The organism is Streptomyces sp. NPDC029014, from assembly GCF_055564695.1.
Window position 1 is genome coordinate 67940 of sequence record NZ_JBVHVT010000021.1, and the last position, 13862, is coordinate 81801.

The 13862-nt window shown below is 73.1% G+C and carries 13 protein-coding genes; 6 read left to right on the forward strand and 7 right to left on the reverse strand.

Translation table 11 applies throughout. The features are described from left to right. Positions 1-152: 152 nt before the first annotated feature. Positions 153-509 carry a HesB/IscA family protein gene (locus ACZ4VL_RS14235; RefSeq protein WP_114058871.1) on the reverse strand — a complete coding sequence of 119 codons (357 nt, stop codon included), beginning with the start codon at positions 507-509 and terminating at the stop codon, positions 153-155. A 298-nt stretch (positions 510-807) separates the two neighbouring features. On the opposite strand from ACZ4VL_RS14235, the gene nadA reads away from it, so the two are divergent. Further along, positions 808-2007 carry a quinolinate synthase NadA gene (gene nadA, locus ACZ4VL_RS14240; RefSeq protein WP_468199587.1) on the forward strand — a complete coding sequence of 400 codons (1200 nt, stop codon included), beginning with the start codon at positions 808-810 and terminating at the stop codon, positions 2005-2007. 164 nt (positions 2008-2171) lie between these two features. Here the strand turns inward: nadA and ACZ4VL_RS14245 are convergent, their stop codons facing one another. From ACZ4VL_RS14245 to ACZ4VL_RS14255, 3 genes are all read right to left on the reverse strand, one after another. Continuing rightward, positions 2172-5318, reverse strand: coding sequence for an efflux RND transporter permease subunit (locus tag ACZ4VL_RS14245; RefSeq protein WP_468199589.1), 3147 nt, complete (start codon positions 5316-5318; stop codon positions 2172-2174). A 182-nt stretch (positions 5319-5500) separates the two neighbouring features. Next, a complete protein-coding gene (locus ACZ4VL_RS14250) occupies positions 5501-6202 on the reverse strand; it encodes a response regulator (protein WP_468199592.1) in 702 nt (233 codons plus the stop codon). Between the two features lie 48 nt (positions 6203-6250). Next, complete coding sequence (locus ACZ4VL_RS14255; protein WP_468199594.1) at positions 6251-7084, reverse strand: adenosylcobinamide-GDP ribazoletransferase; 834 nt, start codon at positions 7082-7084, stop codon at positions 6251-6253. Positions 7085-7172: 88 nt separating this feature from the next. On the opposite strand from ACZ4VL_RS14255, the gene ACZ4VL_RS14260 reads away from it, so the two are divergent. After that, positions 7173-7946: a hypothetical protein gene (locus ACZ4VL_RS14260; protein ID WP_468199597.1), complete on the forward strand. Its 774-nt coding sequence runs from the start codon at positions 7173-7175 to the stop codon at positions 7944-7946. Positions 7947-7988: 42 nt separating this feature from the next. Here the strand turns inward: ACZ4VL_RS14260 and pspAA are convergent, their stop codons facing one another. Next, positions 7989-8267, reverse strand: a complete 279-nt coding sequence (gene pspAA, locus ACZ4VL_RS14265; RefSeq protein ID WP_468199599.1) for a PspA-associated protein PspAA — start codon at positions 8265-8267, stop codon at positions 7989-7991. Between the two features lie 13 nt (positions 8268-8280). Continuing rightward, positions 8281-9078 (reverse strand): PspA/IM30 family protein, encoded by a 798-nt coding sequence (locus ACZ4VL_RS14270; protein WP_468199602.1) that lies wholly within the window; start codon positions 9076-9078, stop codon positions 8281-8283. Between the two features lie 258 nt (positions 9079-9336). Here ACZ4VL_RS14270 and ACZ4VL_RS14275 point away from each other — a divergent pair, with 258 nt between their 5' ends. Together ACZ4VL_RS14275 and ACZ4VL_RS14280 are read left to right on the forward strand one after the other, a co-directional pair. Next, positions 9337-9945, forward strand: coding sequence for a DUF3043 domain-containing protein (locus ACZ4VL_RS14275; RefSeq protein ID WP_468199604.1), 609 nt, complete (start codon positions 9337-9339; stop codon positions 9943-9945). A gap of 50 nt (positions 9946-9995) precedes the next feature. Further along, on the forward strand, positions 9996-10754 hold the full coding sequence (locus tag ACZ4VL_RS14280; RefSeq protein ID WP_468199635.1) for a class I SAM-dependent methyltransferase: 759 nt from the start codon (positions 9996-9998) through the stop codon (positions 10752-10754). A gap of 91 nt (positions 10755-10845) precedes the next feature. Here the strand turns inward: ACZ4VL_RS14280 and ACZ4VL_RS14285 are convergent, their stop codons facing one another. After that, positions 10846-11058 carry a hypothetical protein gene (locus ACZ4VL_RS14285; RefSeq protein WP_179172899.1) on the reverse strand — a complete coding sequence of 71 codons (213 nt, stop codon included), beginning with the start codon at positions 11056-11058 and terminating at the stop codon, positions 10846-10848. A 93-nt stretch (positions 11059-11151) separates the two neighbouring features. On the opposite strand from ACZ4VL_RS14285, the gene ACZ4VL_RS14290 reads away from it, so the two are divergent. Both ACZ4VL_RS14290 and cobT read left to right on the forward strand, forming a co-directional pair. Further along, positions 11152-12366, forward strand: a complete 1215-nt coding sequence (locus ACZ4VL_RS14290) for a bifunctional adenosylcobinamide kinase/adenosylcobinamide-phosphate guanylyltransferase (protein WP_468199608.1) — start codon at positions 11152-11154, stop codon at positions 12364-12366. A gap of 153 nt (positions 12367-12519) precedes the next feature. Next, on the forward strand, positions 12520-13590 hold the full coding sequence (gene cobT / locus ACZ4VL_RS14295; RefSeq protein WP_468199610.1) for a nicotinate-nucleotide--dimethylbenzimidazole phosphoribosyltransferase: 1071 nt from the start codon (positions 12520-12522) through the stop codon (positions 13588-13590). Positions 13591-13862 lie beyond the last annotated feature (272 nt).

Sequence of the window (13862 nt, forward strand, 5' to 3'; positions counted from 1 at the left end):
GAGCCTGCTACGCGCCCGGGGCGTGAGGCAGGCCACGCCGGCGGGCCTCTGCGGACGCCGGAAGGCCCCCGGTGCCGTGGAGGCGCCGGGGGCCTTTCATGGGCGGGGGCGCGGTTCCCCGGGGGACGGGGTTCCGCAGCTCTGGCCGTGGTTTAGCTGAACGAGTCGCCGCAGGCGCAGGAGCCGGTGGCGTTCGGGTTGTCGATCGTGAAGCCCTGCTTCTCGATGGTGTCGACGAAGTCGATCGAGGCGCCCTGGAGGTAGGGGGAGCTCATCCGGTCCGTGACGACCTTCACGCCGCCGAAGTCCTTGACGACGTCCCCGTCGAGGGAGCGCTCGTCGAAGAAGAGCTGGTAGCGCAGGCCGGAGCAGCCGCCGGGCTGGACGGCGACGCGGAGCGCCAGGTCATCGCGGCCCTCCTGCTCCAGAAGGGTCCTGACCTTCTCGGCGGCGGCGTCGGACAGGAGGATGCCGTCGCTCACGGTGGTCTTGTCGTCCTGTACGGACATCTGCATTCACTCCCGAAGTGGGGCGGCTCCCCGCCTCAGGCAGGGAAACGTCGGACTCTTGCCGTCGATGGCAACGAGCGGGGTCGCGGATTCATTCCGGACCCGACGCGTGTTTCAGTCATTCATGCTCGCACACCGGGGCGGACCGGAGGGCCGGGCGCAGCGACGGGTTCGTCACGAGCGAATGCGTCACATCGACACTATGGCCATCGTCAAAGTGACGTGAACCAGCTATCATAGATAGCGTCAAATAGACGAGAAGTCGAAACTGAAGTCTCGTAGTCGCAGAACAGAAAGGGTGCGTGTCGTGACCACCGCCCAGCCTTTGGACGTCCAGCCGACGCCCCTTGCCCTGCTGCTGCTCGGCCGCGAAGCCGACCCCAAGAGCGAGCGCGGGGTGGAGTGCCCCGGCGACCTGCCCTCGCCGTCGGACCCGGACCTGGTGGCACGCGCCCGCGCGGCCAAGGAGAAGCTCGGCGACAAGGTCTTCATCCTCGGCCACCACTACCAGCGGGACGAGGTCATCGAGTTCGCCGACGTCACCGGCGACTCCTTCAAGCTGGCCCGCGACGCGGCCGCCAAGCCGGAGGCCGAGTACATCGTCTTCTGCGGCGTCCACTTCATGGCCGAGTCCGCGGACATCCTGACCGGCGACGACCAGAAGGTCGTCCTGCCGGACCTGGCCGCCGGCTGCTCGATGGCCGACATGGCCACCGCCGAGCAGGTCGCCGAGTGCTGGGACGTGCTGACGGAGGCGGGCATAGCCGACGTGACGGTCCCCGTCTCGTACATGAACTCCTCCGCCGACATCAAGGCCTTCACCGGCAAGCACGGCGGCCTGATCTGTACCTCCTCCAACGCGAAGCGGGCCCTGGACTGGGCCTTCGAGCAGGGGGAGCCCCAGCAGACCAAGGTGCTCTTCCTGCCGGACCAGCACCTGGGCCGCAACACCGCCGTCCGCGACATGGGCATGTCCCTCGACGACTGCGTCGTCTACAACCCGCACAAGCCGAACGGCGGCCTGACCGCCGAGGAGCTGCGCGGCGCGAAGATGATCCTGTGGCGCGGGCACTGCTCGGTCCACGGCCGCTTCTCGCTGGACTCGGTCAACGACGTCCGCGAGCGCATCCCCGGCGTGAACGTGCTGGTCCACCCCGAGTGCAAGCACGAGGTCGTGGCGGCCGCGGACTACGTCGGCTCGACGGAGTACATCATCAACACGCTGGAGGCGGCCCCGGCCGGCTCCAAGTGGGCCATCGGCACCGAGCTGAACCTGGTCAAGCGCCTGGCGAACCGTTTCGGCCCGGAGGGCAAGGAGGTCGTCTTCCTCGACCGGACGGTCTGCTTCTGCTCGACGATGAACCGCATCGACCTGCCGCACCTGGTGTGGGCCCTGGAGTCCCTCGCCGAGGGCACCCTGGTCAACCAGATCCAGGTCGACAAGGAGACCGAGAGCTTCGCCAAGCTCGCCCTGGAGCGGATGCTCGCCCTCCCGTAACTCCCCGGCGCGCACGACGCGCCCACGGCTCCCGCGCTGGGATCCGCGTACGACCGAAGGGCCGCCCCTGGCATGAGGGGCGGCCCTTCGGTTTCGGTGCGGCCGGGCCCGGCCGGTCCCCGCCGGGCCCGCTCGCGCGGGGTCCGGCGGGGCCGGTCGGTGCGTCAGACGCCGGCCGGGGTCTGCTCGTCGGCCTCGGCCTCGGCCTGCTGCGGGACCGGGGCCGGGACGGCCTCACGACGGGCCGTGCGCTTGGCCCGGCGGCGCTCCTTGCGGAGCTCGACCATCGTGTAGAGGGTCGGCACGAGCAGCAGCGTCAGCAGGGTCGAGGAGACCAGGCCGCCGATCACGACGACGGCCAGCGGCTGCGAGATGAACCCGCCCTCGCCGGTGACGCCGAGCGCCATCGGGAGCAGCGCGAAGATCGTCGCCAGGGCCGTCATGAGGATCGGCCGCAGACGGTGCCGGCCGCCCTCGATGACCGCTTCGACGACGCCGAGGCCCTGCGCCCGGTACTGGTTGACCAGGTCGATCAGGACGATCGCGTTGGTCACGACGATGCCGATGAGCATCAGCATGCCGATCATGGCCGGGACGCCCATGGGGGTGCCGGTGACCAGCAGCAGGCCCAGGGCGCCGGTCGCCGCGAACGGGATCGAGACGAGCAGGATCAGCGGCTGCACCAGCGACCGGAACGTGGCCACCAGCAGCATGAACACGATCGCGATGGCCGCGAGCATGGCCAGGCCCAGCTGGGCGAAGGCCTCGCCCTGGTCCTCGGAGACGCCGCCGATGGTGGCGGTGGCGCCCTCGGGCAGCTTCAGCGCGCTGATCTTCGTCTGGAGCTCGGCGCCGATGGCGCCGGTGTTGTCGCCGACCGGCTTGGCGGTGACGGTCGCGGCGCGGGCGCCGTCGATGCGGGTCATCGACACCGGGCCGGGCACGACCTTGACCTCGGCGATGTCGCCGAGCTTGGCCGGGCCGACGGGGAGCGCCTGCAGCTGGGCCAGGGTGGTGGCCGGCTGCGCGGACTTGATGACGATGTCCCGCTCGGTGTTGTCCAGGACGGCCTTGCCCGCCGGGGTGCCGCGTACGGCCTGGGCGACGAGCGCGCCGAGCGCGGCCTGGTTCAGGCCGGCGTCGGCCGTCTTCGGGGTGGCGGTCACCGAGATGCGGGGCAGGGACTGGGAGAGGTCGCTCTGGACGTCGGTGACGTCCTTGAGGGTGGCCATCTCGGCCCGGACCTGCTCGGCGGCCTTGGCGAGGACGCCGGCGTCGCCCGCCTTGACGACGACGCTGAGGTTCTGGCTGCCGAAACCGCCGCCCGCGGAGATGCTGGTGTCGCCGATGCCGTCGAGCTTTCCGAGGGTCTCCTCCAGCCGCTTCTTGACGGCCTCGCTGTCGCCGGCGTCGTCCAGCACGACCTGGTAGGTGGCCTGGTTGGAGCCGGTGCCGCCGCCGAAGGCGGCCAGGAAGCCGGAAGAGCCGACGGTGACCTGGTAGTCCTGGACGCCCTCGACCCCGGTGAGGGCCTTCTCCACCTTGCGGCTCGCCTCGTCGGCGGCGGCCAGCGAGGCGCCGACCGGGAGCTGCTGCTTGACGGTGAGGACGGCCTGCTCGCCCTGGTCGAAGAAGTTCGTCTTCAGCAGGGGGGTCATGCCGAGGGTGCCGACGAAGACCACGGCGGCCAGCACGAGGGTGCTCGCCCGGCGGCGGGTGACCAGGCCGAGGGCCCGGACGTAGCCGCGCTGCATGCGGCTCTTCGCCTCCTTCTCCTCGGCCTCGCGGCGCGCCTTCTCCGCGCTCTCGGTGTCGCCGGCGGTCACGCCCTTCGGGGCGCGCAGGAACCAGTACGAGAGCACCGGCACGACCGTCAGGGACACCAGCAGCGAGGCCAGCAGGGACGCGGCGACGGTGAGGGAGAACGGTCCGAAGAACTCGCCGACCATGCCGCCGACGAAGCCGATGGGCAGGAAGACGGCCACGGTGGTGAGCGTCGAGGAGGTGACCGCGCCGGCGACCTCCTTGACGGCGGTGAGGATGGCCTCCTCGCGCTCCTCGCCGTAGCCGAGGTGGCGCTTGATGTTCTCCAGGACCACGATCGAGTCGTCGACGACGCGGCCGATCGCGATGGTGAGGGCGCCCAGGGTCAGCATGTTGAGCGACAGGTCCTCGGCCCACAGCACGATCAGCGCGAGGACGACGGACAGCGGGATGGAGACCGCGGTGACCAGCGTCGAGCGCAGCGAGGCGAGGAAGACCAGGATCACGATCACCGCGAAGAGCAGGCCGAGCATGCCCTCGGTGGTGAGGCTGGAGATGGACTTGGCGACCGGCGGGCCCTGGTCGGCGACGACGGTGAGCTCGGCGCCGGAGCCGAGCGCGGTGCGCAGTTCGGGCAGCTTCTCCTTGACGGCGTCCGAGATGGCGACGGCGCTGCCGTCCTTGTCCATGGTCAGGACGACGGCGAGGCTGGGCTTGCCGTTGGTGCGGGTGATCGAGACCGGCTTGGCGGGCTCCTGCCTGACGGAGGCCACGTCGCCGAGGCGGACGGCCGACTTGCCGGGGCCCGAGCTCAGGCGGAGGTCCTCCAGCTGGGCGAGGGAGGTGTAGCCGCCGCCGACGCGGACGGTCCGGTTCTTGCCCTCCTCGTCGAAGGAGCCGGCGGGCACGGCCGCGCCGCCCGCCTGGAGGCCCTGGGCGAGGGCGGCGCCGTCGAGGCCGGCCGCCGCGAGCTTCGCGTTGTCCGGGGTGACGGTGACCTGGAGTTCCTGGGCGCCGTCGACGGTGACCTGGCCGACGCCCTTGATGTCCTCCAGGACGGGGACGACGCTGCGGCCGAGCTGGTCGGCGAGGGCCTGCTGGTCCTTGTCGGAGGTGACGGCGAGGACGACGGTGGGCATGTCGTCGGTGGAGCCGGCGATGACCTGCGGGTCGACGTCGGCGGGCAGCCGGACGCGGGCCCGGTTCACGGCCTGCTGGACGTCGGCGACGAGCTGCTTGGTGCTGCTGTCGCCGTAGTCGAAGGAGGCCATGATCAGGGCGTTGCCCTCGCTGGCGGTGGACGTGATGCCGGTGATGCCGTCCACGCCCTTGAGGTTGGCCTCGATCGGCTCGATGACCTGCTTCTCCACCACGTCGGGGGAAGCACCCTGGTACGGGGCGAGCACGGAGACCATCGGCAGTTCGATGGAGGGCAGCAGCTGCTGCTTGAGCTGCGGGATGGCTATGGCGCCGAAGAGCAGCGCGGTGATCGACACGAGGCCGATCAGTGCTCTTTGGGCCAGGCTGAATCGGGACAGCCAGGACATGGGCGTGGGTTTCTCTCTGCAGTCGGTCTGGGCAGGGCCGGCCGAGAGGGCCGCGAAAGCCGCGGCCGGCACTCAAGCCTCGCCGATGCCGGGAGGCCGCTGCGTCGCCCCCAGGTCCTGTCCTTACCCGCGGCATACCGCGTCCGTAGTACACGCACGAGTACGAAGGCGTACGGCGGGCGCTACTCGGAGCGCGGTCGGACCAGCCCCGATTCGTAGGCGATGACGACGAGCCCGGCCCGGTCGCGGGCGCCGAGCTTGGCCATGGCCCGGTTCACGTGGGTCTTGACGGTGAGCGGGCTGACCTGGAGCCGCCCGGCGATCTCGTCGTTGGACAGGCCGCCGGCGACGTGGACGAGGACCTCGCGTTCCCGGCCGGTGAGTGCGGCGAGCCGCTCGGCGTCCTCCGCGGTCGGCGCGGCGGGGCCGGCGCCGCCGCCCTGGGCGAGGAAGGTGGCGATGAGCCCCTTGGTGGCGGCCGGGGAGAGCAGGGCCTCGCCGGCGGCGGCGACCCGGATGGCGTTGAGCAGTTCCTCCGGTTCGGCGCCCTTGCCGAGGAAGCCGGAGGCGCCGGCCCGTAGGGCCGAGGCGACGTACTCGTCGACCTCGAAGGTCGTCAGCATGACCACCCGGACCCCGGCGAGCGCCGGGTCCTGGCTGATCATGCGGGTGGCGGCGAGGCCGTCGGTGCCGGGCATCCGGATGTCCATGAGGACCACGTCGGGCAGGGTGCGGCGGGCGAGCTCGACGGCCTGGGCCCCGTCACAGGCCTCGCCCACGACCTCCATGTCGGGCTCGGAGTCGACGAGCACCTTGAAGGCGCTGCGGAGCAGGGCCTGGTCGTCGGCGAGCAGCACCTTGATGGGCGTCGGCGTCTCTTCCACGGCCCCGACCCTACGTGCCGCGGGCGGGCCGCCGGGCACGCGGGGCGGTCAGCCCAGGGCCAGGACGATCAGCGCGGCCGCCGCGGAGACCTCGGCCAGGGCACCGAAGACGTCCCCGGTGACCCCGCCGAAGCGGTGCACGCAGCGGCGCAGCAGCAACTCGGCCGCCGCCAGGGCCACCAGGACCGCGGCCGCCTGCCGGACGGCCGCGAGCGGGCCCAGCGGCAGGGCGGCGGCCGCGGCCAGGACCGTGACGGCGGCGGCGGCCAGCGCGGCCGCGGCCCGCGGGACCACCCCGGCGACGGCCGCGCCCAGGCCTTCGAGGCGGGCCGGGGGGACGCCGTCCCGGGAGGCCAGGGTCATGGCGAGGCGGGCGGTGACGGCCGCGACGACGGCCGCGGAGGCGCCGCGGACCCAGCCGTCGGCGTAGGCGTCGGTGAGTGCCCCGACCTGGATCAGCAGCAGCAGGAGCAGGGCGACCACCCCGAACGGGCCGATGTCGGACCGTTTCATGATGCGCAGGGCCTCGGCGGCCGGTTTGGCGCAGCCCAGCCCGTCGGCGGTGTCGGCGAGGCCGTCGAGGTGCAGCCCCCGGGTCAGGGCGGCGGGTACGGCCACGGTGACCGCGGCGGCGAGCAGCGGGCCCCCGCCGAGCAGCAGCAGGAGGGTGCCGGCGGCGGCGGCGAGCACGCCGACGACGAGTCCGGCGAGCGGCGCGCAGGCCATGCCGGTGCGGGCCGCGGGCCGGTCCCAGCGGGTGATGCGGGCGGGCAGCACGGTGAGCGTGCCGAACGCGAAGCGGATCCCGTCGGGGAGCGAGGCGCGTTCTGCGGGCGGGACCAGGCGCGAGGGCGGGGGCTGGTCGTCGAACGTATCTGTCATCGGCGCGAACGCTACCCGCTCATCCCTCCCGGTAAATTGCCCAATGCGGGATAAAAAGGGGAAGCTGCCACAACAAGGAGCTGGCGGTATGGGTCACTGGTGGTACCGGAACATCGTCGAGCCGGGGAAGCTCCCGCTGCTCCTCGCCCTGCTGTCGTTCGTGACGTCGTTCCTGGTCACCCGTGTCATCACCCGTCTGATCCGGGCCGGCCGGGGGCCGTTCAGGAACGTCACGCCGGGCGGCCTGCACGTCCACCACGTGGTGCCCGGGGTGGTCCTCGTGATCATCGGCGGCTTCGGTTCCGTCGCCAGCGGCGCGCGCGGTCTCGGCTCGCTGATCTCGGCGGTGCTCTTCGGGTTGGGCGCGGGTCTGGTCCTGGACGAGTTCGCGCTGATCCTGCACCTCGACGACGTCTACTGGAGCGAGCAGGGCCGCAAGAGCGTCGAGATCGTGGTGCTCACGGCCGCGCTGGTGGCGCTGGTGCTGAGCGGGTTCCTGCCGTTCGGGGTCAACGACCTGACGGCGGACGAGCGGCAGAACCGCGGCCTGGTGGCGATGAACACCGCCCTGAACTTCTTCCTGGCCCTGGTCGCCCTGTGGAAGGGCAAGGCGCGGACCGCGCTGTTCGGGGTCGTGATCCCGTTCGTGGCGCTGATCGGCGCGGTCCGGCTGGCCCGGCCCGGCTCCCCGTACGCGAAGCGGTTCTACGCGAACCGGCCGCGGGCCCGCGCCAAGGCGGGCCTGCGGGCCTTCCACCACGACCGGCGCTGGGCGGCCAAGCGCCGCCGCTTCGAGAACTTCATCGGGGGGACCCCCGATCCGGAGCGGGCGGCGGCCCCGAAGGAACCGCCGCCGCCGTGACCTGGTGCCGCCACCGTGGCCCCGTACTGCCGGGGCCGGCGGTCAGCCCGGGATGAGCCCGCCGTCGTCGAGCATCTCCCGGACCTCGGCGAGCGAGGCGTCGGGCGCGGGCAGGATCAGCTCGGACGGCTCCAGCACGTCGTCGGGCAGTGGCGCGCCGAGCTGCCGCACGGCGTCGAGCAGCGCGTGCAGCGTGCGCCGGAAGCCCGCCTCGTCGCCGCCCTCCATCTCCGCGAGCAGCTCGTCGTCCAGCCTGTTGAGCTCGGCGAAGTGGCTGTCCGCCACCGTCACCTGACCTTCCCCCATGATCCGGACAATCATGACGGGCCCCGTCCTACTGCTTGTCGAACCGGTGCTGGGTCTGCGACTGCTGCTGGGCGGTACCGGGGGCGCCGCCCTCGATGGCCTGCTGCTGGGCGGACGGGCCGCCGGCCAGCTCCGCCTTCATCCGCTGGAGCTCCAGCTCCACGTCCGTACCGCCCGAGAGGCGGTCCAGCTCGGCCTGGATGTCGTCCTTGGCGCCGAGTCCGCTCTGGTCGTCGAGGGCGCCAGAGGCCAGCAGCTCGTCGATCGCACCCGCGCGGGCCTGCAGCTGGGCGGTCTTGTCCTCGGCCCGCTGGATGGCCAGGCCGACGTCGCTCATCTCCTCGGAGATGCCGGAGAAGGACTCGGCGATCCGCGTCTGGGCCTGGGCCGCGGTGTAGGTGGCCTTGATGGTCTCCTTCTTCGTACGGAAGGCGTCCACCTTGGCCTGGAGGCGCTGCGCGGCCAGGGTCAGCTTCTCCTCCTCGCCCTGCAGGGTCTCGTGCTGCACCTGCAGGTCGCTGACCTGCTGCTGGAGCGAGGCGCGGCGGGACAGCGCCTCGCGGGCCAGGTCCTCGCGGCCGAGCGCGAGCGCCTTGCGGCCCTGCTCCTCCAGCTTGGCGGACTGGGTCTGGAGCTGGTTGAGCTGCAGTTCCAGGCGCTTGCGGGAGGTGGCGACGTCCGCGACGCCGCGGCGCACCTTCTGCAGCAGCTCCAGCTGCTTCTGGTACGAGTAGTCGAGGGTCTCGCGCGGGTCCTCGGCCCGGTCAAGGGCCTTGTTCGCCTTCGCGCGGAAGATCATCCCCATACGCTTCATGACACCGCTCATGGGCTTCGCGCGCCCCCTTCTGACGGACTTCGCTCCAGGTCACCAACAAGACCCACAGTACGGGCCCTGTCTCCATTACCGCACTGTTCGTGAGCGGATGCGCTCCTCCTCCAGGACGACTGTGCCGTCGCCCTTGTCAGGCGGAAGGAGGAGGGGATCCCCCGACGCGTCCCGCACGAACCCTGCACCGCTCCAGACGCCCGCCGTTGCCGGATCGTTCCCGAGCGGGGTGGGGTACCGGTGCGCAACCACGTAGGCTTGGGTTTTGTGTTTGGTAGCCGTTCCTCCAAGGAAGAGAAGGCCGCCGCCACCGACAAGGTGAGCGCAGACCTCTCGAAGTCCCGTGACCCGCAGGCCCCCAAGGGCCGCCCGACGCCGAAGCGCGCCGTGGCCCAGTCGCAGCGCAAGGCTGCGGTGGTCTCCACCGGCGACCGCAAGGAGGACGCCCGACGGGCCCGTGAGCGGCGCCGGGTCGAGCTGGCCAAGCAGCGCGAGGCGCTGGCCAGCGGCGACGAGCGCTACCTGCCGACCCGCGACAAGGGTCCCGTGCGCCGCTTCGTCCGCGACTTCGTCGACTCCCGCTTCTGCGTCGCCGAGATGTTCCTGCCGCTGGCCGTGATCATCCTGGTGCTCAGCATGATCCGGCAGCCGCAGATCCAGAACGTGGCCCTGCTGCTCTGGCTCGCCGTGATCGCCCTGATCATCCTCGACTCGATCGGTCTGGCGTTCCGCCTGCGCAAGGCCCTGAACGAGCGCTTCGCCGACCAGCCGCGCCGCGGCGCGGTCGCGTACGGCCTGATGCGTACCCTCCAGATGCGCCGCCTGCGCCTGCCGAAGCCGCAGGTCAAGCGCGGGGAACGGCCCTGAGCGCAGACAGGCCCGGGGGGGCGGGGGACGGATTCGCGCAGGGCGCCAGGCTGTGGCTCGAAGGCCTGGGCGGCCTGCGCAACGCCGTCCGCCAGGAACTCGTGGGCCGGCAGGTCGATGAGCAGATCGCGCAGCGCTTCCCGGTCGGACAGCGGCTGCGCGTCCTGGACGTGGGCATGGGCCAGGGCACCCAGGCGCTGCGGCTCGCCCGCGCCGGGCACCGGGTGACCGGCCTGGAGCAGGACCCCGGCATGCTGGCCGTCGCCCGGGCGGCGCTGGAGGCCGAGCCCGCCGGCATCCGGGACCGGGTCGAGCTGCTGGAGGGGGACGGGCGCGAGACCGGCGCCCACTTCACCCCGGGCAGCTTCGACATCGTGCTGTGCCACGGCGTACTGATGTACGTGTCCGAGCCGGACGGCATGCTGGCCGGGCTGGCCCGCATGCTCGCCCCCGGCGGGCTGCTGTCCCTGCTGGTGCGCAACGGCGACGCGCTCGCGATGCGGCCCGGACTGGACGGCGACTGGTCGGCCGCCCTGTCCGCCTTCGAGAGCGTCGACTACACCAACCGGCTGGGCCTGGAGGTACGGGCCGACCGGCTCGCCGACCTCACGTCCACGCTGTCCGGGATCGGCGCCCCCCTGCACACCTGGTACGGGGTGCGCGTCTTCACCGACGGCACCGAGGCCGGCGGGACGCTCCCCCCGGACGAGGACCTGGAGCGGCTCCTGGCCGCCGAGGACCGCGCCGGGCGGACCGACCCCTACCGCGGGGTGGCGGCGCTGCTGCACCTGTGCGGCGTCCGCGGCTGACCACCGCTCCCCCGCACCACTCCCCGTACGGCCCCCGGCACGCGGCGGCCCCGGGCCCCTGTCGGGACCCGGGGCGCGCACTGCGCCCGGATCAGGCGTCCAGCGCCTCGCGCAGGCTCATCGCGTACAGCTCGGTCCCGCTGTCGTCGGACAGCTTCACCCGCTCGGTACCGCCCTCCAGCAGTTCCTTCCAGTACTCCCCGATCCAGGACTCCGCGTCGCCCTGCGTGGTGAACTCCTCCGGGGTGACCGCAGGGGTCGTCTCGCTGCCGTCGGCCGTCTCGAAACGCCACGTCCACGCCATGTCCGCCTCCGTTGCTCGTCCGCTGCTCGCCTTGAGTCTGCCCGCAGAGTAGCCGGGCGCGCACCAGTCCCGGGGACGCGGGAGGATCTTCTCGTGGAACTCACTCTGCTCGGCACCGGTACCCCCGAAGGACTGCCCCGCCCCGGCTGTCCCTGCGCCGCCTGCGCGGTCTCCGTCGGCCCCCGGGCGCGCGCCGCGACGTCCCTGCTCGTGGACGGGGCCCTGCTGCTCGACCTGACCCCCGGGGCGGTCCTGGCCGGGGCCCGGGCCGGGCACTCGCTGGCCGGTGTGCGGCAGGTCCTGCTGACCCATCCGCACGACGGGCCCGCCGTGGAACTGCCGCCCGGACTGCCCGCGGCCGTGCGGGTGCCCGACGGGCGGGAGCTCGCGGTGATCAGCGGCCACCGGGTGCGGGCGGTACCGATGGACGCGCCGGGCACCGGGTACGAGGTGACGGGCCCGGACGGCAGCAGGCTGCTGTACCTGCCCCCCGGCGCGGCGCCGGCCGGGCAGCAGCGCGGCGGGCTCGGGTTCCCGCAGCGCCCGTACGACATGGTCCTCGCGGACGTGCTGGGCCGGCCGGAGGCGCTGGCCCGGCTCCGGGCGGAGGGCGCCGCCGGGCCCACCACGGACGTGATCGCGGTGCACCTGGACCACGACACCCCGCCGGGGCGCGAGCTGGAGCGGCGGTGCGCGGCGGCCGGGGCGCGCGCGGTGCCGGACGGGACGACGGTGACCGTGGGCGAGTACCACGCGGTGCCGGACCTGCCGCGCCGGACGCTGGTGCTGGGCGGCGCCCGCTCGGGGAAGTCCGTGGAGGCGGAGCGGCGGCTGGCGGGCTTCCCGGAGGTGGTCTACGTGGCCACCTCCGGGACCCGCGAGGGCGACCCGGAGTGGGCGGCCCGGGTCGGGCTGCACCGGGACCGGCGGCCCGGGAACTGGCGGACGGTGGAGACCTGCGAGCTGGCGCCGCTGCTGACGGAGGGCGGGCCGCCGCTGCTGATCGACTGCCTGGCGCTGTGGCTGACGGACGCCATGGACCGGGCGGGCGCCTGGGACGACGCCGTGTGGGCGGGCCGCGGCCGCAAGGAGCTGCAGGAGCGGGTGGCGGAGCTGGTGGCGGCCCTGCGGGCGACGCGCCGCACGGTGGTGGCCGTCAGCAACGAGGTCGGCTCGGGGATCGTGCCCGCGACCGCCTCGGGCCGCCGCTTCCGGGACGAGCTCGGGCGGCTGAACAGCGCGGTGGCCGGCGAGTGCGAGCACGTGCTGCTGGTGGTGGCCGGGCAGGCGCTGGTCCTGAAGGACTGATCCCGGCCGTCCGACGGCCGGGGCGGTCCGGCGGGCCCGCAGAGGGCCCCGGGCGGGGCCGGGCACGGGGCTGTCCGACCGCCCGGAAACGGGGCGCGGGGCGGGCCCGGAGAGGGGCTTGGGCAGGGCCTTACCGGCTGTACGCTCTGGCAGATGACCACCCTGAATCTCGACGACTTCTCCGATCTGATCGAGCGGCCCGACGGCGGCGTCCGCCGCGACGCCGAGGAGCGCCGTGCGCGGCTGGCCGTGCCGGCCGGGTCGCTGGGGCGGCTCGACGAGCTCGCCGAGTGGCTGGCCGCCGCGCAGGGGCGGGTTCCGGTCGAGCCGATCGAGCGGCCCCGGGTCGTCCTGTTCGCCGCCGACCACGGGATCGCCTCCGCCGGGGTGTCCGCCCGGGCCGCCGGCAGCGCCCACGAGCTGGTGCGCTCCGTACTCAACGGGGCGGGGCCCGTCGCGATCCTCGCCGGGCGGTTCGGGGCCTCGGTGCGGATCGTGGACGCCGGCCTGGACTGCGATCCCGGCCTGCTGCCCGAGGACGTGGTCCGGCACCGCGTGCGCCGCGGCAGCGGCCGGATCGACGTCGAGGACGCCCTCACCCGCGAGGAGGCCGAGGAGGCGATCCGGCTCGGCATGCGCATCGCCGACGAGGAGGCCGATTCCGGCACCGACCTGGTCGTCCTCGGGGACCTGAGCGTCGGCGGCACCACCGTCGCCGCGGTGCTCGTCGCCGCGCTGTGCGGCACCGACGCCTCGGTGGTCACCGGGCGCGGCGGGCAGCCCATCGACGACCTGACCTGGATGCGCAAGTGCGCGGCGATCCGGGACGCGCTGCGCCGGGCCCGCCCGGTCCTCGGCGACCAGGTGGCGCTGCTCGCGGCGGTCGGCGGGGCGGACGTCGCCGCGATCACCGGATTCCTGCTCCAGTGCGCGGTGCGCCGTACGCCGGTGATCCTCGACGGGGTCGTCTCGGCAGCCTGCGGACTGGTGGCCCAGCGGGCCGCGTTCCGCTCCCCGGACTGGTGGCTGGCCGGCCAGGCGAGCGGCGAACCCGGCCAGGCGAAGGCACTTGACCGAATGGCGCTCAACCCCGTGCTCTCGCACGGCGTCACCGTAGGGGAAGGAACCGGGGCCTTGCTGGCGCTCCCCCTGGTCCAGGCGGCTGCCGCACTCGCGGCGGAGCTGCCGGAGCGGGCCGAGCCGGAGCCGGAGCGGGAGGACTGAACCGGCGGGGAGCCGTGGCCGCGACCGGCCGTGGCTCCCCGACCCGGCCGGTCGTGGTCGGTGGCGCCCCATATGATCGCGTTTCATGGGAGAGGCCCGCTTGACCAGCGCAGATATTGACCGGAATGCCGCAAAGACGGCACAGGCCCCGCGCGCCCGACAGGCGCCGCAGGACCGACAGCCCGCCAAGGACGACACCACCGCCAAGGACGGGGCGAAGGGCGCCGCGAATGCCACCGCGAAGGACGCCGACGGGAAGAAGGACGAGGGCG